General features: G+C 70.7%; 20 protein-coding genes and 3 tRNA genes. 4 read left to right on the plus strand and 19 right to left on the minus strand.

The features are described 5' to 3' along the window. Positions 1-40 precede the first annotated feature (40 nt). From ABD223_RS11970 to rplJ, 9 genes are all read right to left on the minus strand, one after another. Positions 41-1,210, minus strand: coding sequence for an MCE family protein (locus tag ABD223_RS11970; protein WP_344036160.1), 1,170 nt, complete (start codon positions 1,208-1,210; stop codon positions 41-43). Continuing rightward, positions 1,211-2,239, minus strand: coding sequence for an MCE family protein (locus tag ABD223_RS11975; RefSeq protein ID WP_344036161.1), 1,029 nt, complete (start codon positions 2,237-2,239; stop codon positions 1,211-1,213). It abuts the gene before it with no gap. After that, positions 2,236-3,264, minus strand: coding sequence for an MCE family protein (locus ABD223_RS11980; protein WP_344036162.1), 1,029 nt, complete (start codon positions 3,262-3,264; stop codon positions 2,236-2,238). Before ABD223_RS11980 ends, ABD223_RS11975 begins: the two co-directional genes overlap by 4 nt. Then, on the minus strand, positions 3,261-4,586 hold the full coding sequence (locus tag ABD223_RS11985) for an MCE family protein (protein ID WP_344036163.1): 1,326 nt from the start codon (positions 4,584-4,586) through the stop codon (positions 3,261-3,263). The genes ABD223_RS11980 and ABD223_RS11985 overlap by 4 nt, the downstream gene beginning before the upstream one ends. Before the next feature lie 31 nt (positions 4,587-4,617). Continuing rightward, positions 4,618-5,457, minus strand: a complete 840-nt coding sequence (locus tag ABD223_RS11990) for an MlaE family ABC transporter permease (protein ID WP_344036165.1) — start codon at positions 5,455-5,457, stop codon at positions 4,618-4,620. Position 5,458: 1 nt separating this feature from the next. After that, complete coding sequence (locus tag ABD223_RS11995; protein ID WP_344036389.1) at positions 5,459-6,190, minus strand: MlaE family ABC transporter permease; 732 nt, start codon at positions 6,188-6,190, stop codon at positions 5,459-5,461. 50 nt (positions 6,191-6,240) lie between these two features. Then, a complete protein-coding gene (locus tag ABD223_RS12000; RefSeq protein WP_344036166.1) occupies positions 6,241-7,332 on the minus strand; it encodes an ABC transporter ATP-binding protein in 1,092 nt (363 codons plus the stop codon). Between the two features lie 292 nt (positions 7,333-7,624). After that, a complete protein-coding gene (gene rplL, locus ABD223_RS12005) occupies positions 7,625-8,011 on the minus strand; it encodes a 50S ribosomal protein L7/L12 (RefSeq protein ID WP_344036167.1) in 387 nt (128 codons plus the stop codon). Positions 8,012-8,074: 63 nt separating this feature from the next. Beyond that, positions 8,075-8,632: a 50S ribosomal protein L10 gene (gene rplJ / locus ABD223_RS12010; protein ID WP_344036168.1), complete on the minus strand. Its 558-nt coding sequence runs from the start codon at positions 8,630-8,632 to the stop codon at positions 8,075-8,077. Between the two features lie 248 nt (positions 8,633-8,880). Between rplJ and ABD223_RS12015 the strand changes: the two genes are divergently transcribed. Continuing rightward, positions 8,881-9,657: a hypothetical protein gene (locus tag ABD223_RS12015; RefSeq protein ID WP_344036170.1), complete on the plus strand. Its 777-nt coding sequence runs from the start codon at positions 8,881-8,883 to the stop codon at positions 9,655-9,657. An 84-nt stretch (positions 9,658-9,741) separates the two neighbouring features. Here the strand turns inward: ABD223_RS12015 and rplA are convergent, their stop codons facing one another. The 5 genes from rplA to ABD223_RS12040 form a co-directional block, all read right to left on the minus strand. Next, on the minus strand, positions 9,742-10,458 hold the full coding sequence (gene rplA, locus ABD223_RS12020) for a 50S ribosomal protein L1 (RefSeq protein ID WP_344036172.1): 717 nt from the start codon (positions 10,456-10,458) through the stop codon (positions 9,742-9,744). A gap of 75 nt (positions 10,459-10,533) precedes the next feature. Beyond that, on the minus strand, positions 10,534-10,968 hold the full coding sequence (rplK, locus tag ABD223_RS12025; RefSeq protein ID WP_123745247.1) for a 50S ribosomal protein L11: 435 nt from the start codon (positions 10,966-10,968) through the stop codon (positions 10,534-10,536). Positions 10,969-11,071: 103 nt separating this feature from the next. After that, positions 11,072-11,911, minus strand: coding sequence for a transcription termination/antitermination protein NusG (gene nusG, locus ABD223_RS12030; protein ID WP_380647830.1), 840 nt, complete (start codon positions 11,909-11,911; stop codon positions 11,072-11,074). 67 nt (positions 11,912-11,978) lie between these two features. Continuing rightward, positions 11,979-12,383 carry a preprotein translocase subunit SecE gene (gene secE, locus ABD223_RS12035; protein WP_344036173.1) on the minus strand — a complete coding sequence of 135 codons (405 nt, stop codon included), beginning with the start codon at positions 12,381-12,383 and terminating at the stop codon, positions 11,979-11,981. A 31-nt stretch (positions 12,384-12,414) separates the two neighbouring features. Further along, a tRNA-Trp gene (locus ABD223_RS12040) sits at positions 12,415-12,487 on the minus strand. A 187-nt stretch (positions 12,488-12,674) separates the two neighbouring features. On the opposite strand from ABD223_RS12040, the gene ABD223_RS12045 reads away from it, so the two are divergent. The 3 genes from ABD223_RS12045 (at position 12,675) to ABD223_RS12055 (ending at position 15,194) form a co-directional block, all read left to right on the plus strand. Continuing rightward, positions 12,675-13,916, plus strand: coding sequence for a pyridoxal phosphate-dependent aminotransferase (locus tag ABD223_RS12045; RefSeq protein WP_344036174.1), 1,242 nt, complete (start codon positions 12,675-12,677; stop codon positions 13,914-13,916). A gap of 156 nt (positions 13,917-14,072) precedes the next feature. Next, positions 14,073-14,708: an MmpS family transport accessory protein gene (locus ABD223_RS12050; protein ID WP_344036176.1), complete on the plus strand. Its 636-nt coding sequence runs from the start codon at positions 14,073-14,075 to the stop codon at positions 14,706-14,708. 96 nt (positions 14,709-14,804) lie between these two features. Continuing rightward, positions 14,805-15,194 (plus strand): MmpS family transport accessory protein, encoded by a 390-nt coding sequence (locus ABD223_RS12055; protein WP_344036177.1) that lies wholly within the window; start codon positions 14,805-14,807, stop codon positions 15,192-15,194. Between the two features lie 5 nt (positions 15,195-15,199). On the opposite strand, the gene ABD223_RS12060 is transcribed toward ABD223_RS12055, so the two are convergent. From ABD223_RS12060 to ABD223_RS12080, 5 genes are all read right to left on the minus strand, one after another. After that, entirely contained in the window at positions 15,200-15,616 is a 417-nt protein-coding gene (locus tag ABD223_RS12060; protein WP_344036391.1) for a MaoC family dehydratase, read from the minus strand. Continuing rightward, complete coding sequence (locus tag ABD223_RS12065; protein ID WP_344036178.1) at positions 15,616-16,065, minus strand: FAS1-like dehydratase domain-containing protein; 450 nt, start codon at positions 16,063-16,065, stop codon at positions 15,616-15,618. Before ABD223_RS12065 ends, ABD223_RS12060 begins: the two co-directional genes overlap by 1 nt. A 73-nt stretch (positions 16,066-16,138) precedes the next feature. Continuing rightward, positions 16,139-16,303: a 50S ribosomal protein L33 gene (gene rpmG, locus ABD223_RS12070; protein WP_015105301.1), complete on the minus strand. Its 165-nt coding sequence runs from the start codon at positions 16,301-16,303 to the stop codon at positions 16,139-16,141. Between the two features lie 215 nt (positions 16,304-16,518). Beyond that, a tRNA-Met gene (locus ABD223_RS12075) sits at positions 16,519-16,591 on the minus strand. 47 nt (positions 16,592-16,638) lie between these two features. After that, a tRNA-Thr gene (locus ABD223_RS12080) sits at positions 16,639-16,714 on the minus strand. Between the last annotated feature and the right edge of the window lie 20 nt (positions 16,715-16,734).

Below are 16,734 nucleotides of genomic sequence, written 5' to 3' on the forward strand. Positions count from 1 at the left end.
GCACCGGACCTCACCGCGCCGGATTTCACCGCGCCGGATTTCACTGGGGCACCCCCGCGAGCGGCAGGGGCAGCGGCACCTTGCCCCGGGCCAGGTCGGAGAGCACCTCGGCCGGCGGTTTGAGCGCCACCTGGCCGGACAGGATCGGCTCCAGCTGTCGGCAGGCCTGCGCCAGCGCCCCGGGCACGCGGCCCGGCTCGATGCCCTGGACCAGCTTGCAGACCAGCACGATCGGCGGCTGGTTCAGCTCGTTGATGTTGGCCCGGGTGTCGAGCGTGCCGGACGCCGCGTTGTAGGTGTTCTGGAGGTTGCCCAGGGCCAGCGGCGCCACGTCCAGCGTCTCGGCCAGCGCGGCCCGCTGGTTCACCAGCACCTGCGTGATGCCCGCCAGCTTGTCGACGTTCGACTTGAGCACCGCCCGGTTGTCCTGGATGAAGCCCTGCACCTGCCCGAGCGCGCCGGCCAGCTCGGTGAGCGCGGCGCCCAGGTCCTCCCGCTCGTCGGCGAGGAACCCGGCGACCTCGGCCAGCTGCCGGTTGACGTCGCGCACCTGGCTGTCGTTGGCGGCCAGCATCCCGGTGAACTTCTGGAGCTGGTCCACGGTGGCGAAGAGGTCGTCCCGGGAGCCGGACAGCGTGCGGGCGGCGTCGCCGAGCTGCTCCACCGTGTCGCCGAGCGCCTGGCCGTTGCCGTCGAGGGTGGCCGCGGCGCCGTCCAGCAGGTCGGACAGCGCGCCGTCCCGGTTCGCGCCGTTCGGGCCGAGCGCCGTGGTCAGCTCGTTCAGGCTCTCGTAGAGCTGGTCCAGCTCGACCGGGGTGGCGGTGCGCTCGCGCGGGATGGTCACCCCGTCCTCCAGGGTCGGCCCGCCGGTGTAGGCGGGCGCGAGCTGCACGTACCGGTCGCTGACCACGCTGGGCGCGACCACGACCGCCTGCGCGTCCGCGGGCACCTCCACCGACCTGTCGAGCGACATGGTGACGCGCACCGCCGTGCCCTGCGGCTCCACCTCGTCGATCGAGCCGATCCGCACGCCGAGCACCCGCACGTCCGAGCCGGGGTACACGCCGACGGCCGCGCCGAAGATCGCGGTCACCCTCCGGGTGTCGCCGCCGGCGAACGCCCACCACAGCGCCGCGGCCGCCACGATCACGAGCACGCACGCCATGGCCAGCGCGCGGGTCAGGCCGCGGCCCGCCTTCGTCGTCGCCATCTAGTTCCCACCCCCTGGTGCGGGTGAGCGCTGCGCACCGGGCGGGAGGCAGCCCTCCTCGTTGAAGCCGATCACGCCGAGGTTCACCGACGGCGGCAGCAGGCCGCAGATGTAGACGTCGAACCAGCGGCCGTTGCCGAGGGTGTTGGCGAACACCCGGTAGAACGGCGCGAGCAGGTTCAGGCTGCGCTCCAGCGCGTCCTGGTTGCGCTGGAGCACGGTGGTCACCCGGTCCAACTGCTCCAGCGCGGGCCGCAGCTGCGCCTGGTTGTCCGAGACCAGCCCGCTCAGCTCCCGGGACAGCTCGCGGGTGCCGCGCAGCAGCGCGGTGATCGCGTCGCGCCGCTTGCGCAGCTCCTCCAGCAGCAGGTTGCCGTCCGCGAGCAGCCGCTCGAACTGCTCGTTGCGGTCGGACAGGGTCTTGGTGACCTGGTTGGTGTTGGCCAGCAGCCGCGCCAGCTGCTCGTCGCGGGAGGAGATCGTCCTGGACAGGGCCGACAGGCCGTCCAGCGCGCCGCGGACGCTGTCCGCCGAGCCCTGGAGGGTCTCCGACAGCACCCGGAAGCTGTCCGCGAGCTGCCCGGTGTCGATCTGGCCGACCGTGGTCGCCAGCCCGTTGAACGCCTCCTGCACGTCGTACGGCGACAGGGTGCGCTCGCGCGGGATGGGCGTGCGCGGGTCCAGCGGCCGCTCGCCCTGCGGGTCCAGGGCCAGGAACTTCTGGCCGAGCAGCGTCTTGATGCGGATGGTCGCGGTGCTGCGGTCGCCGATCCAGGCGTCCTCGACCTTGAACGACACGCGCACCTTGTCGCCGTCCAGCTCGACCTCGGTGACCTTGCCGACCTTCACGCCCGCCACGCGCACCTCGTTCGACTCGACCAGGCCCGCGGCCTCGGTGAACTCGGCCGAGTAGGTGGTGCCGCCGCCGATGATCGGCAGGTCGTCGGTGTTGAGCGCGGCCAGCACCAGCAGCGCGATGACGGTCAGGGAGACGGCGCCGACCGTGATGGGGTTCCGGTTGGGCTTCACGGGCGGCACCTCGGCTGCGTGACCGGCAGGGCGGTGATGGGGATCGGGTCGTTGATGATCGGCGGCACGGCCACCTGCCCGGTGCCCTCGCACAGGAAGAAGTTGAACCAGGACCCGTAGGACGCGGTCCGGGCCAGCGACTCCAGCTTGGTCGGCAGGTTCTTGACGACGCCCTCCACGACCGCCTCGTGGTCCCCGAGCGTCCGCGACACGAGGCCGAGGTGGGCGATGTCGTCCTTCAGCGGCTGCCTGGACTCCTCCAGCAGGCCCGCGGTGGTGCCGGTGAGGTCGCCGAGCGCGCTGATCGCCTCGCCGATGGGCTGCCGGTCGGCCGCGAGGCCCGAGGTCAGCTCCTGGAGCGTGGCGACCAGCTCGGACACCTGGTCGGTCCGCCCGTTCACGGTGTCCAGCACGGCGTTGAGGTTGTCGACCACCTCGCCGATGACCTGGTCGCGGCTCGCCAGCGCGGTGGTCAGCGAGGCGGTGTGGCGCAGCAGGCTGTCGATCGTGCCGCCCTCGCCCTGGAGGACCTTGACGATCTCCTCGGACAGCTGGTTGACGTCCTCGGGGTTCAGCGCCTGGAACAGCGGCTTGAAGCCGTTGAACAGCACGGTCAGGTCCAGCGCGGGCCGGGTGCGCTCCAGCGGGATCACGTCGTCGGGCCGCAGCGGCGACGGGTCGCCCGCGCCGGCCTCCAGCGCGACGTACCGCTGGCCGACGAGGTTGCGGTACTTGATGGCGGCGGTCACCGAGGCGGGCAGGGTGCGGTCGCCCTCCAGGGAGAACTCCACCTCGGCCACCCGCCGGTCCACCACCCGGACCTCCTCCACCTGGCCGACCCGCACGCCCGCGATCCGGACGTCGTCGCCCTCGTTGAGCGCGGTCGCGTCGGTGAACCGGGCGGTGTAGGCGGTGGCGCCGGCGAAGTTGACGTTGGCGATGGTCACCGCGAGCAGGGCCGTCGCCAGGACGGTGACCGCGGCGAAGATCCCGAGCTTGATCAGGGGTGCGGCCAGGGACCTCACGCGGTCACCTCCGCGCCCCGGTACAGCGGGCCGAGCAGCAGCGCGGTGAAGCTCGGCATCTGGTCGCGCTCCAGCCCGAACTGCGGCGCGAGCAGGCCGGCCAGGAAGTCCTGCTCGGCGGGCGAGTTGGCGAGCGTCGGCAGGCCGGCGGCCGACGACGGCGAGGTGACGCCGCCGAGGCCGGTCGCGGGCGGCAGCACGCCGTCGTTGACGGACCGGCCGGCCGGCGGGTGCGCGGAGCCGTCCCGGACCGCGCCCTCCGGCGGGTACTGCGGGAACGGGTCGGGCCGCGGCACGAGGTCGTAGCAGCGCGGACCGCGCTTGTCGGCGTACTCGGGCTCGTCCACGCCCGGCTCGTACTTGCCGCGGTTGGCGGTGATCTCCAGGGTGATGTGCAGGCCGGGCTCGTCCGTGCCCTTGCCGAACACCTCGTCCATGATCGGCTTGAACTCGGAGAGCCCCTTGAGCAGGCACGGGTACTCGGGCGCGTACTCGGCCAACAGCTCCAGCGTCGGCCGCGACACGTCGGCGAGCTGGATCAGGTTGTTCTTGTTGACCGCGAGGAAGCTCGTCAGGTCGGTGGACGTGGTGGTCAGCGAGCCGTAGACGGTGAGCAGGGCGTCGCGCTGCTCGACGAGGGTGCGACTGGTGACGGTGGCGTCGTCGAGGGCCCGCACCAGGTCGGGCGCGGCGTCGGCGTAGACCTCCGACACGTCCGCCAGGCGGCTGATGCCCTCCTTGAGCGCGGGCAGCTGCGGGTTCAGCTCGCCCAGGTAGGCGTCGAGCTGGACCAGCGTCTCCCCCAGCGGCTTCCCCCGGTTCTCCAGGGCCTGCGACACCGCGGTGAGCGTGGTGGCCAGCTTCTCCGGCTGCACGGCCTGGAGCACCGGCATCAGGTCGTCGAGCACGCGCTCCAGCTCGACGGCGCTGCTGGACCGGTCCTGCTCGATCACGTCGCCCTCGCCCAGCGGCGCCTGCCGGCTCTCCGGCAGCACCAGGCTCACGTACCGCTCGCCGAACAGCGTCTTGGGCAGCAGGCGGGCGGAGACGTTGGCCGGGATGTGGCGCACCTGGTCGGGGTCGAGCGCCAGCTCCAGCTCCGCGCCGTCGCCCGAGGTGCGGATGGCGTCGACCTTGCCGACGACCATGCCGCGGACCTTCACGTCCGAGTCGACCAGGAGCTGGTTGCCGATCCGGTCGGCCTTGAGCGTCACCCGCACGACCTCGGTGAACGCGTCGTTGTAGAGGGCGATCGTGAACGCGAGGAACAAGGCGATCACGGTGAGGAACACGACGCCCAGGGAACGGCGGCGCAGCTTCATGCCGCCTCCGCTGGGAAAAGCACGTCGGCGGTCATCCAGCGATCCTTACCGTAGTAGTCGTGCCCCAGATCGCCAGGCTGAGGAAGAAGTCCAGCAGGCTCGTCGTGACGATCGCGGTGCGCACCGCCCGGCCGACCGCGATGCCGACGCCCGCCGGGCCGCCGCTGGCGCGGTAGCCGTAGTAGCAGTGGGTCAGGATGATCACGACGGCGAAGACGAGCACCTTGCCGAAGGACCAGAGCACGTCCACCGGGGGTAGGAACAGGTTGAAGTAGTGGTCGTAGGTGCCCGCCGACTGGCCGTAGAACTCCACGGTGATGAACCTCGCCGCGAGGTACGAGGTCAGCAGGCCGATCACGTACAGCGGGATGATCGCGACGAAACCCGCGATGATCCGGGTGGTGACCAGGTACGGCAGGCTGGGGATGCCCATGACCTCCAGCGCGTCGATCTCCTCGGAGATCCGCATCGCGCCGAGCTGGGCGGTGAAGCCGGAGCCCACGGTCGCGGACAGCGCGAGGCCCGCCACCAGCGGCGCGATCTCGCGGGTGTTGAAGTAGGCGGACACGAAGCCCGCGAACGCCGACGTGCCGATCTGGTTGAGCGCGGTGAAGCCCTGGAGGCCGACGACCGTGCCGGTGAACACCGACAGGCCGACCATCACGCCGATCGTGCCGCCGATGACCGCCAGCGCGCCCGAGCCGAAGCTCACCTCGGCGAGCAGGCGCAGCGTCTCGCGCAGGTACCGGGTCAGCGTGCGCGGCGTCCAGGCCAGCGCGCGCAGGTAGAACCACAGCTGGTCGCCGAGGGTGTCGAGCAGCGAGAGCGGTGCGCCGGCCGCCTTGCGGAACCGGTCGTTGAGCGTGGCCACCTCAGCTCCCCTTCGCCGGGACGACCTGGAGGTAGATCGTGGTCAGCACGAAGTTCACGAAGAACAGCAGCAGGAACGTGATGACCACGGCCTGGTTGACCGCGTCGCCGACGCCCTTGGGGCCGCCCGCCGGGTTGAGGCCGCGGTAGGCGGCCACGATGCCCGCGATGAAGCCGAAGATGAGCGCCTTGATCTCGGAGATCCACAGGTCCGGCAGCTGGGCCAGGGCGCTGAAGCTCGCCAGGTACGCGCCGGGCGTGCCGTCCTGGAGCACGACGTTGAAGAAGTAGCCGCCCATCACGCCGACCACGCTGACCATGCCGTTGAGCAGCACGCTGACCAGCATCGCGGCCAGCACCCGCGGCACGACCAGGCGGTGGATGGGCGAGACGCCCAGCACCTCCATGGCGTCGATCTCCTCGCGGATCTTGCGCGAGCCGAGGTCCGCGCAGATCGCCGAACCGCCCGCGCCCGCGATGAGCAGCGCGGTCACGATCGGGCTGGCCTGCTGGATGATCGCCAGCACGCTCGCCGCGCCGGTGAACGACTGGGCGCCGAGCTGGCGGGTCAGCGAGCCGAGCTGGAGGGCGATGACCGCGCCGAACGGGATGGACACGAGGGCCGTCGGCAGCACGGTCACGCTCACCACGAACCAGCACTGCTGGATGAACTCGCGCAGCTGGAACGGGCGGCGGAAGGTGTTGCGGACCACGTCGATGCCCAGCGCGAACATCCGGCCCGTCTCGCGCAGCGCGCCGGCGCCGGGGAACGTGGCCTGCGCGCTCACAGCACGCCCCCCTGCCGGGGCCACGGGCTGGGCGTCAGCGGCGCCGTGGACGTCAGCGGCGCGGTGGGCGCCGCGCTGCCCGCCATCACGCCGTAGTGGCGGCGCTCGTCGGGGGTGAGGCTCTCGATGATGCCCTGCTGCGCGTCGGCCGGCAGCGCGTGCAGGATGCTCATCACCCGGTCCTTGCGGCGGCGCACGGCGCCGCGCGGCGGCAGGCCGGGCGTCGGTTCGAGCTGGGGCACCACGCCGCGCACGTCCTCGTCGGGCGAGCCGTCCGAGTGGCCGGCCTGCTGGTGCGCCAGCTCGGCGGCCATGGTGGCCTGGTCCTTCTCCTCCGACATGCCGATCGGCCCGAGGCGGCGGCCGTTGAGGAACTGCTCGACGACCGGCTCGTCGCTGGTCAGCAGCACCTCGCGGGGACCGAACATGACCAGTTCGCGGCGGAACAGCATGCCCAGGTTGTCCGGGACCGTGCGGGCCAGCGTGATGTTGTGCGTGACGATCAGGATGGTCGCGTCGATCTGCGCGTTCAGGTCGATCAGCAGCTGGCTCAGGTAGGCCGTGCGGACCGGGTCGAGGCCGGAGTCCGGCTCGTCGCACAGGATGATCTCGGGGTCGAGCACGAGGGCGCGGGCCAGGCCGGCGCGCTTGCGCATGCCGCCGGAGATCTCGCCGGGGAGCTTCTTCTCCGCGCCGACGAGGCCGACCATCTCCATCTTCTCCAGCACGATCCGCCGGACCTCGGCCTCGGTCTTGCGGGTGTGCTCGCGCAGCGGGAACGCGACGTTGTCGAAGAGGTTCATCGAGCCGAACAGCGCGCCGTCCTGGAACAGGACGCCGAACAGCTTCCGGATGTCGTAGAGCTTGTGCTCGGAGCAGCGCACCAGGTCGGTGCCGTTGATGACGATCTTGCCGCGCTCGGGCTTGAGCAGACCGACCAGCGACTTCAGGAACACCGACTTGCCGGTCCCCGAGGGGCCCAGCATGACGCTGACCTCACCCGGCGGGAGGGTGAGCGTGACGTCCCGCCAGATGGTCTGCTTGCCGAAGGACTTGGTCAGGCCCTCGACGACCACCTCGACGCCCATCGCACCTCCCGCTCCGACGGCACCAGCGGCGACGCCGGACAGGCCGGCGTCATACCGGTGCAACGAGGTCGCCGCGTCGTGGTTACTCGCCAGTTGGGTTAACGGAGTCTCAACTGGGTAACGACGTGACGTCCACCACCGGCACGACCCTACCCACGAGTAGGCAGATTTTTCCACCCCCTCCGGCATCCGCGCCCGACCCCGGAACAGCGCGAGGGCGGGCACCCATGTCGGGTGCCCGCCCTCGTCGGCGGTTGGAGGACCTGCCCGTGGCAGGTCCTCCAACCTCACATCACTTGAGCGAGATCTTGGCGCCGGCGGCCTCGAGCTTCTCCTTGGCGGCGTCGGCGACGTCCTTCGCCACGTTCTCCAGCAGCGGCTTCGGAGCGGACTCGACCAGCTCCTTGGCCTCCTTCAGGCCCAGGCCCGAGACGACCTCGCGGACGACCTTGATGACCTGGATCTTCTTGTCGCCGGCGCCCTCGAGGACGACGGTGAACTCGTCCTTCTCCTCCTCGGCCGGGGCAGCGGGGCCCGCGGGGCCGGCGGCGGCAACGGCGACCGGAGCGGCGGCGGTGACCTCGAAGGTGGTCTCGAACTCCTTCACGAAGGCCGAGAGCTCCAGGAGGGTCATGTCCTTGAACGCGTCGAGCAGCTCTTCGGTGCTGAGCTTCGCCATGGTGGCGGTCCTTTCTCTTTCAACGCCCGAACTGCGGCCGGGACGCGGAGTGTCTGGGGTTGATCAGCTTTCGGCCGGAGCGTCGGCCGCGTCGGAGGCAGGAGCCTCGGCGGCCTTCTTCTCCTGGAGGGCAGCAGCCAGGCGAGCCACCTGGGAAGCCGGGGCGTTGAACAGACCCGCGGCCTTGGCCAGGTTGCCCTTCATCGCGCCCGCCAGCTTGGCGAGCAGCACCTCACGGCTCTCGAGGTCCGCGATAGCGGCGACCTCGTCGACCGAGAGGGGACGGCCATCCATGTAGCCGCCCTTGATGACCAGGGCCTTGTTGTCCTTCGCGAAGTCACGCAGCGCCTTGGCCGCATCGACCGGCTCGCCCTCGACGAACGCGATGGCGGTCGGACCGACGAGCAGGGCCTCAAGGCCCTCGATGCCCGCGTCCTCAGCGGCACGCTTGACCAGCGTGTTCTTCGCAACGGTGTACGTGGTGCCCGCGCCGAGAGCGCGACGCAGCGTGGTGAGCTGCGCCATGGAGAGGCCACGGTACTCGGTGACGACGGCGGCCGAGCTACCGCGGAACTTGTCCGACAGCTCGGCGACGGCCGAAACCTTGCTGGGCTTCGCCATGATCGCCTCCTCTCTGGGCTGGGTGGACCGCCGGCCGGGAGAAGGACCCGCAAACGCAAAACGCCCACGCGCAGCAGCACGGGGGCGTGACAGGCCGGAACGGCCTGGAACTTCCTCGTCCTCCTGCGCGGGCGCCCGCCGAGCGGGACCTTCGATCCGGTTGACCCGGATGACCAGCGGTCTTCGGTGAACCGCCACCCAGCGTACGGGACGTGTCCCCGGCGTTCCAAATCGGCATGATGTGACCCGTGACCGAAGAGCCCCCGAGGAACCCGCCGCCGGACGTCGACCCGGAACAGCTCCGGCAGTTCCAGGAGTTCCAGCGGTTCCAGGAGTTCCAGCGCTTCCAGCAGGCCCAGGGCACGCCCGCCCTGCCGCCCGCCCTGCCGCCGGGCAGCCCCGCGCCGCCGATGGCCCAGCAGCCGTTCGCCGCACCGCCGTTCGCCCCGCCGCCGTTCGCCCCGCCGCAGCCGCCACCGCCGCGGCCGAAGAAGCCGCTGTGGCAGGTGCTGCTGGGCAGCAAGCTGTTCCGGCGCCTGGTGTACCTGGTGGTCGCCCTGCTGGTCGCCAACCACTTCTACGAGCAGTACTTCGGCGGCGACGACCCCGGCGACATCGCCGTGGACAGCGGCGGCGTGGAGAACAACGTCCTGGCGCCGCAGACCCCGTACGGCATCAGCGGCACGGTCGCCCTGTTCTACAAGCACGTCGGCACCGGCGACGCGGGCGAGGCGTGCCGCCTGTTCAAGGACGACGGGCCGCGGCGGGCGTTCGCCGAGGCGTTCGGGGCGAGCGAGTGCGCGGGCGCGGTGGCGGCGCTGAAGCCGCGGGTGACCAACGTGACGAACTACCGCCAGCTCGGCTTCCCCGCCACCATGCGGAGCACGCCGCCGGGCGGCGAGGTCGAGGTCAGTTCATGTGAGCTGACCGTGCGCGACGGCCCGCGGCTCGGCCGGTTCACGCTCACCGCGCAGCCGAGCAAGAGCTGGGTGATCACCGGCTACGAGGCCGAGACCTGCCCCTGAGGGCCGCCCTCCGGCACGTGCCCGACAAGAGCGAAGCGCCCCCTCGGCCGAAGCCGAGGGGGCGCCGTCGCGAACAGCTCTCGATCAGACCGAGGCCTCGTCGCCGAGCAGGTTCCGGGTCCGGTTCGGGTCGACCGGGATGCCGGGGCCCATCGTCGTCGAGACGGTGACCTTCTTCAGGTACCGGCCCTTCGCCGCGGACGGCTTGGCGCGCAGGATCTCGTCCAGCGCGGCGGCGTAGTTCTCGACCAGCTTCTCCGGGTCGAACGACACCTTGCCGATGACGAGGTGCAGGTTGGCCTGCTTGTCGACGCGGAAGTTGATCTTGCCGCCCTTGATGTCCGTCACGGCCTTGGTGACGTCGGGCGTCACCGTGCCGGTCTTCGGGTTCGGCATCAGGCCGCGCGGGCCCAGGATGCGGGCGATGCGGCCGACCTTCGCCATCTGGTCGGGGGTCGCGATCGCGGCGTCGAAGTCGAGCCAACCACCCTGGATGCGCTCGATCAGGTCCTCGGAGCCGACCGCGTCCGCGCCGGCGGCCTCGGCCTCGGCGGCCTTGTCGCCGGTCGCGAAGACGATCACGCGGGCGGTCTTGCCCGTACCGTGCGGCAGGTTCACGGTGCCGCGGACCATCTGGTCGGCCTTGCGGGGGTCGACGCCGAGCCGGATGGCGACCTCGACGGTCGCGTCCAGCTTGACCTTGGAGGTCTCCTTGGCGAGCTTGGCGGCCTCCAGCGGCGAGTACAGCCGCTCCCGGTCCACCAGCTCGGCGGCGTTCTTGTACGCCTTGCTGCGCTTCATGCTGCTGTCCTTAAAGTGGATCAGTTGTGGTGCCGAGCCAGCGCGTGGCTCTCCCACGAACTACGGAGTGGAAGATCAGCCCTCGACCGTGATGCCCATGGAGCGGGCGGTGCCGGCGATGATCTTCGCGGCCTGGTCGACGTCGTTGGCGTTCAGGTCGACCATCTTGGTCTGCGCGATCTCTCGCACCTGGTCCATCGTCACCTTGGCGACCTTGAGGCGGTGCGGCTCGCCCGAGCCCTTCTCCACGCCGGCGGCCTTGAGGATCAGCTTCGCGGCCGGCGGGGTCTTGAGCTTGAAGTCGAACGAGCGGTCCTCGTACACGGAGATCTCGACCGGCACGACAGTGCCCCGCTGCGACTCGGTCGCGGCGTTGTACTGCTTGCAGAACTCCATGATGTTGACGCCGTGCTGGCCCAGCGCGGGGCCGACGGGCGGCGCCGGGTTCGCGGCACCGGCCTTGATCTGCAGCTTGATGATCGCTGCGAGCTTCTTCTTCTTGGGAGGCATCTCGGTTCCTTCATTGCGGTGTCCACGCGCGGCCCTGCCAGCCGCGACGTGGCTGCCGACGTCCCCGCGCCGGGCGCGGGAGTCGGAGATCTTGTTGTTCCGGCTAGATCTTGGAGACCTGGCTGAACGACAGCTCGACCGGGGTCTCGCGGCCGAAGATCGACACCAGGACCTTCAGCTTCTGGCCGTCCGCGTTGACCTCGCTGATCGTCGCGGGGAGCGTGGCGAACGGGCCGTCCATGACGGTGACCGACTCGCCGACCTCGAAGTCCACCTCGACGGTCGACTTCGCGGGCGTCGCGGCGGTCTTCTTGCCGGCGGCGGGCTTCTGCTCGACCTGCGGCAGCAGGAACTTCAGCACCTCGTCGATGGTCAGCGGCGACGGCTTCGAGGTCGCGCCGACGAAACCCGTCACGCCCGGCGTGTTGCGCACCGCGCTCCACGAGGCGTCGTTGAGCTCCATCCGGACCAGGATGTAGCCGGGCAGCACCTTGCGCTGCACCTGCTTGCGCTGGCCGTTCTTGATCTCGGTGACTTCCTCGGTCGGCACCTCGACCTGGAAGATGTAGTCCTCCATGTCGAGCGTCTGGATGCGCGTTTCGAGGTTGGTCTTGACCTTGTTCTCGTAGCCCGCGTACGAGTGCACGACGTACCACTCGCCGGGCGCGTGGCGCAGGGCCTCGCGCATCTCGGCCGCCGGGTCGGCGGGCTCGTCGTGGATGTCGCCGACCGGGGCGGCCGGCTCCTCGCCGACGGGCTCCTCACCGACGGGCTCGTCGTCGGTGGTCGCCTCGTCGGCGGCCACCTCGTCGACGATCGCCTCGTCGGCAGCGGACTCCTCGGTCTCCTCCGACGCCTCGCCCGGCTCGACGCCACCGTCGAGGTCCTTCTCGTCGGTCAGGTCGTTGTGCTCCTGGGCGTCAACGCCGTTCTCGGAGGTCACTGTGGGTCCCGCTTCCTCTCATGCATCACATGTCCGTCGCCCACCGGGGGGCGGCGCGGTGCTCGGCTCAGCCGAACACCCGGAACATGCCCCAGGCGAAGGCCGAATCAAGGCCGAAGACCAACGCCACCATGAAGGCCACGAAGACCAGCACGACCCCGGTGTAGGTGACCATCTGCTTGCGGGTCGGCCAGATGACCTTCCGCAGCTCGCTGACCACCTCGCGGATGTACCGGACGAGCCTGGCGAAGATGTTGGGCCGCTTCTCCTGGTCCGTCCGAGAGCGCGTGGGGCGCCCCTTCTTGTCCTCGACGTCGGAGTCGGCCTCGGCCGACTTCTTCGCCGGGACAGCGGCGTCCTTGCGGCCCGCCGGGCGGGCGGAGCCACGGCGCTCGCGCCGCGCTGCGGCGGTAACCGGCCGGGACGCGCTCTCGCGCTCGTCCGGCTGGTCCTGCTCGCGGCCCTCGCTCATGCCGTCCTCCGCTCACCATCGCGCTTCGACGCAGGGGCGACAGGACTTGAACCTGCAACCTGCGGTTTTGGAGACCGCTGCTCTGCCAGTTGAGCTACGCCCCTTTGGAGTCCCACCTCGTGGAACCCCCTGGCTGGAGACGTCCCGCACCGCCCTCACGTGGCTCGTGAGGCAGCGTTCGGTCGCTCCGAGAACGGAAGCATACGGCACCGGGCGGCGCAGTTGCCAACTGGCCCGGTCAGAGGGGGTGCCGAGGCCCGCTCGGTTGTGCCGTCTGCCACGATTGGCGCCATGGGCACGCCTGAGACGACCACCGAGAACCACTCCGCCGAACACCCGCGCGTCTCCCAGCGCGTCGGCGGCATCGCCGAGTCCGCCACGCTGGCGGTCGACGCCAAGGCGAAGGCGCTCAAGGCGGCCGGTCGACCGGTGATCGGCTTCGGCGCGGGCGAGCCCGACTTCCCGACCCCCGACGCGATCGTCGCCGCCGCCCAGGCCGCGTGCGCCGACCCGCGCAACCACCGCTACACCCCCGCCGCCGGCCTGCCCGAGCTTCGGGAAGCCGTGGCCGCGAAGACCAAGCGCGACTCCGGCTACGAGGTCGCGGCCTCCCAGGTGCTGATCACCAACGGCGGCAAGCAGGCCGTCTACCAGGCGTTCGCAACGATCCTGGACCCGGGCGACGAGGTGCTGCTGCCCGCGCCGTACTGGACCACCTACCCCGAGGCGATCACGCTGGCGGGCGGTGTTCCGGTGCAGGTGACGGCGGACGAGTCGACCGACTACCTGGTCACCGTCGAGCAGCTGGAGGCGGCGCGCACGCCGCGCACCAAGGTGCTGCTGCTGTGCTCCCCGTCGAACCCGACCGGCTCGGTCTACAGCCGCGAGCAGATCACCGCGATCGGCGAGTGGGCCCTGGAGCACGGCCTGTGGGTGATCACCGACGAGATCTACGAGCACCTGGTCTACGACGGCGCGGAGTCGGTGTCGCTGCCCGTGGCCGTGCCCGCGATGGCTGACCGGACGATCGTGCTCAACGGCGTGGCGAAGACGTACGCGATGACCGGCTGGCGCGTGGGCTGGCTGATCGGCCCGCAGGACGTGGTGAAGGCGGCCGCGAACCTCCAGTCCCACCTGTCCTCCAACGTGGCGAACGTCTCGCAGCGCGCGGCCCTGGAGGCGGTCTCCGGCTCGTTGGACGCGGCGCACGAGATGCGCACGGCGTTCGACCGGCGGCGGCGCGCGATCGTCGACCTGCTGTCGGCGATCCCCGGCGTGGAGTGCCCGACCCCGAGGGGCGCGTTCTACGTCTACCCGTCGGTGAAGGCGCTGATCGGCAAGCGGCTGCGCGGCGTGGAGATCACCGACACGGTGCAGCTGGCGGCGCTGGTCCTGGAGCACGCCGAGGTGGCCGTGGTGCCCGGCGAGGCGTTCGGCACGCCCGGCTACCTGCGCCTGTCCTACGCGCTGGGCGACGACGACCTGAAGACCGGCGTCACCCGCATGGCCGAGCTGCTGGCCGAAGTGCAGTAGAAAAAGCGACTGTCCGTCATGAAAAGCGCCCTTTCGGGGGCGCTTTTCGCCTGTTTGGACACGTTCCGGTGACGATGGGTAACCAGAACGCGGATCGCCCCGATGGTCCGGGCAGCACGCTCGCCGTTCGCGAGCGGTCCCCTCCGAGGAGATCCGATGACCTACCCGCAGCCGCCGCAGACCCAGCACCAGCCGCCCCCACCCCCGGTCCCGCCGCAGAACGGCCTGGGCACCGCGGGCTTCGTGCTCGGCCTCGTCGGCCTGCTGTTCAGCTTCCTGCCCGTCATCGGCGTCGTCGCGTGGCCCCTGGTGATCCTCGGCCTCGTGCTGGGGCTCGTCGGCTGGGCGCGGGCCGACCGCGGCCGGGCCACCAACAAGGGCCTGGCGATCGCCGGCGTGGCCCTGTCCGCCGTCGGGCTCGTGGTCTGCGTCCTGTGGGCCGCGGTGTTCACCAAGGCCGCCTCGGACGTCTCGACCGCCCTCGACGACCTGGACGCGCAGGCGAACAAGGAGGCCGTGCTCGTCTACGAGATCACCGGCGACGTGCCCTCCGCGAGCATCACCTACTCCACCCACGGCGACGGCGGCAGCGCCATGAACCAGGAGGAGGCGACCACCCTGCCCTGGACCAAGGAGCTCACCGTCAAGGGCCTGTTCAGCGGCGGCACGCTGAGCGCCTCCACGGGAGCCGAGGGCGGCACGGTCACCTGCCGGATCACGGTCGACGGCGTGGAGAAGAAGACGGCCACCGCGAGTGGGCCCTTCTCCATGGCGAGCTGCTCGAACTTCTAACGCTGTGTAACCCCTTCGAGTGAAGGCTGTAACTGTCGGTTGAATCACACCGATGGTCTATTCAGCCCCACCGGTCTTCACCCGAGGAGCCCAGACATGACGGAGCCTGACCCGCCCGAGCACCGGGCCGCCAGGTGGTTCGTGATCGCCGGCTGCGCGGTGCTCGTGGCGGGCGCGGCCGTGTTCGCGCTCCGGGCGGCGACACCCGCCCCGCCGGTCCAGGTCGTCTACGACGTCACCGGGACCGCGGAGCGGGCCACCGTCACCTACTCGGCGGAGGACGGCGGGACGCGCCGGGAGGAGCTGGCCTCGTTCCCCTGGCACCGGGAGCTGACCCTGCCCGCCGAGGCCGAGCGCCGCGTGCTGACCGTCACCATCGGCCCCGCCGGCGGCGACGTGGCGTGCCAGGTGGCGGTGGACGGCGTGGAGCGGCGCTCGGCCACCGCCACGGGCGCGCGCACCAGCGCCCTGTGCGACGGCTTCTGAGGCGCCTAGGGCAGCCGCACGCGGGCGAACGCGCCGCCGAGCACGGACTTGCCCTCGTAAGAGGCCGTCACGGCGATCTTGAACGTCCCGTCTTCGAGGACCTTGGCCACCTTCGCGGTCACCTCCACCAGCGAGCCCTCGTCGTCGTCGGGCACCGGGACGGGCCGCCCGAAGCGCACGCCGCACTCCACGACGGCCCCGGGGTCGCCCGCCCAGTCGGTGACGATCCGGCCGGCGAGGCCCATGGTCAGCATCCCGTGGGCGATGACGCCGGGCAGGCCGACCTCGCGGGCGAACCGCTCGTTCCAGTGGATCGGGTTGAAGTCGCCCGACGCGCCCGCGTAGCGGACCAGGTCGGCGCGGGTCACGCGCACCGACAGCGGCGGCAGCTCGTCCCCGACCGAGACCTCGGATGCCCTCATCACGCGTCCTCCCCCCGGACCACCAGCGTCGACTTCGCGGTGGTCACCGGCTCGCCGTCCTCGTCGGTGATCTCGGCGCGCAGCGCCAGCATGTCGTTGCCCATGCGGGAGGTGATGTTGTCGACGTGCAGCACGACCGACAGGCGGTCCCCCGCGGTGATCGGGCGGTGGTGGACGAACGACTGGTCGCCGTGCACCACCCGGCCGTAGTCGAGCCCCAGCGCCGGGTCGTCGACGAGCACGTCGTTGCCCTTGAGCGACAGCACGACCGCGAACGTCGGCGGCGCGATCACGTCCCGGTGGCCGAGCGCCCGCGCGGCCTCCGGGTCGCGGTGGGCGGGGTTGTCGTCCCCGATCGCCTCGGCGAACTCGCGGATCTTCTCGCGCCCGACCTCGTACGGGGGCGACGGCGGGTAGGAACGTCCGATGAAGGACTGGTCGAGAGGCACCCGCTGAGGCTATACGCGACGAGGCCCGCCCCCGGTGAAGGGGACGGGCCTCGTCGGAGGACCTGCTACCGGCTCAGCGGGTTTCCTTGTGAGCGCGGTGGGTCTTGCAGTTCGGGCAGAACTTCTTGATCTCCAGGCGGTCCGGGTCGTTGCGCCGGTTCTTCCTGGTGATGTAGTTCCGGTGCTTGCACTCCTCGCACGCGAGGGTGATCTTCGGGCGTACGTCGGTTGCAGCCACGGCCTTGCCTTTCTAGAGCTCACGGACCCCGTGACCCCAGTGCGGGCTTACCGCCTGGCGGGGATCCCGACACAACCGCCGGGAGGTTCCCCCGACGTGACCGCCGGGGGGTCCAAGGGGGCACGCCCCCTTGGGCGGGGCCCGGGGGCCGCGCCCCCGGTGTGATGCGGAGCGAGGGGGCCCGCGCTTTCCGCGGGCACACTCCTCCACTCGCGTAGCGGTGGCCGGACTTGAACCGGCGACACAGCGATTATGAGCCGCTTGCTCTACCGACTGAGCTACACCGCTTCACATGACTACGAGCCGCAGTGCTCGCGCACTACGGCCGCGCCATATGGAGCCCCTTTACGGAATCGAACCGTAGACCTTCTCCTTACCATGGAGACGCTCTGCCGACTGAGCTAAAGGGGCTTGCTCTCTTGCAGCGAGTA

This window comes from Saccharothrix xinjiangensis, from assembly GCF_039527585.1.
Lineage (GTDB): Bacteria > Actinomycetota > Actinomycetes > Mycobacteriales > Pseudonocardiaceae > Actinosynnema > Actinosynnema xinjiangensis.

Coding starts and splice junctions, on each gene's coding strand:
- ABD223_RS12055 (WP_344036177.1), top strand. CDS start 14,805: ATGACGGAGCCTGACCCGCCCGAGCACCGGGCCGCCAGGTGGTTCGTG.
- rplJ (WP_344036168.1), bottom strand. CDS start 8,632: ATGGCGAAGCCCAGCAAGGTTTCGGCCGTCGCCGAGCTGTCGGACAAG.
- ABD223_RS12045 (WP_344036174.1), top strand. CDS start 12,675: ATGGGCACGCCTGAGACGACCACCGAGAACCACTCCGCCGAACACCCG.
- ABD223_RS11970 (WP_344036160.1), bottom strand. CDS start 1,210: ATGGCGACGACGAAGGCGGGCCGCGGCCTGACCCGCGCGCTGGCCATG.
- ABD223_RS12050 (WP_344036176.1), top strand. CDS start 14,073: ATGACCTACCCGCAGCCGCCGCAGACCCAGCACCAGCCGCCCCCACCC.
- ABD223_RS11995 (WP_344036389.1), bottom strand. CDS start 6,190: ATGTTCGCGCTGGGCATCGACGTGGTCCGCAACACCTTCCGCCGCCCG.
- secE (WP_344036173.1), bottom strand. CDS start 12,383: ATGAGCGAGGGCCGCGAGCAGGACCAGCCGGACGAGCGCGAGAGCGCG.
- ABD223_RS11985 (WP_344036163.1), bottom strand. CDS start 4,586: ATGAAGCTGCGCCGCCGTTCCCTGGGCGTCGTGTTCCTCACCGTGATC.
- ABD223_RS12060 (WP_344036391.1), bottom strand. CDS start 15,616: ATGAGGGCATCCGAGGTCTCGGTCGGGGACGAGCTGCCGCCGCTGTCG.
- rplA (WP_344036172.1), bottom strand. CDS start 10,458: ATGAAGCGCAGCAAGGCGTACAAGAACGCCGCCGAGCTGGTGGACCGG.
- rplL (WP_344036167.1), bottom strand. CDS start 8,011: ATGGCGAAGCTCAGCACCGAAGAGCTGCTCGACGCGTTCAAGGACATG.
- rplK (WP_123745247.1), bottom strand. CDS start 10,968: ATGCCTCCCAAGAAGAAGAAGCTCGCAGCGATCATCAAGCTGCAGATC.
- ABD223_RS12000 (WP_344036166.1), bottom strand. CDS start 7,332: ATGGGCGTCGAGGTGGTCGTCGAGGGCCTGACCAAGTCCTTCGGCAAG.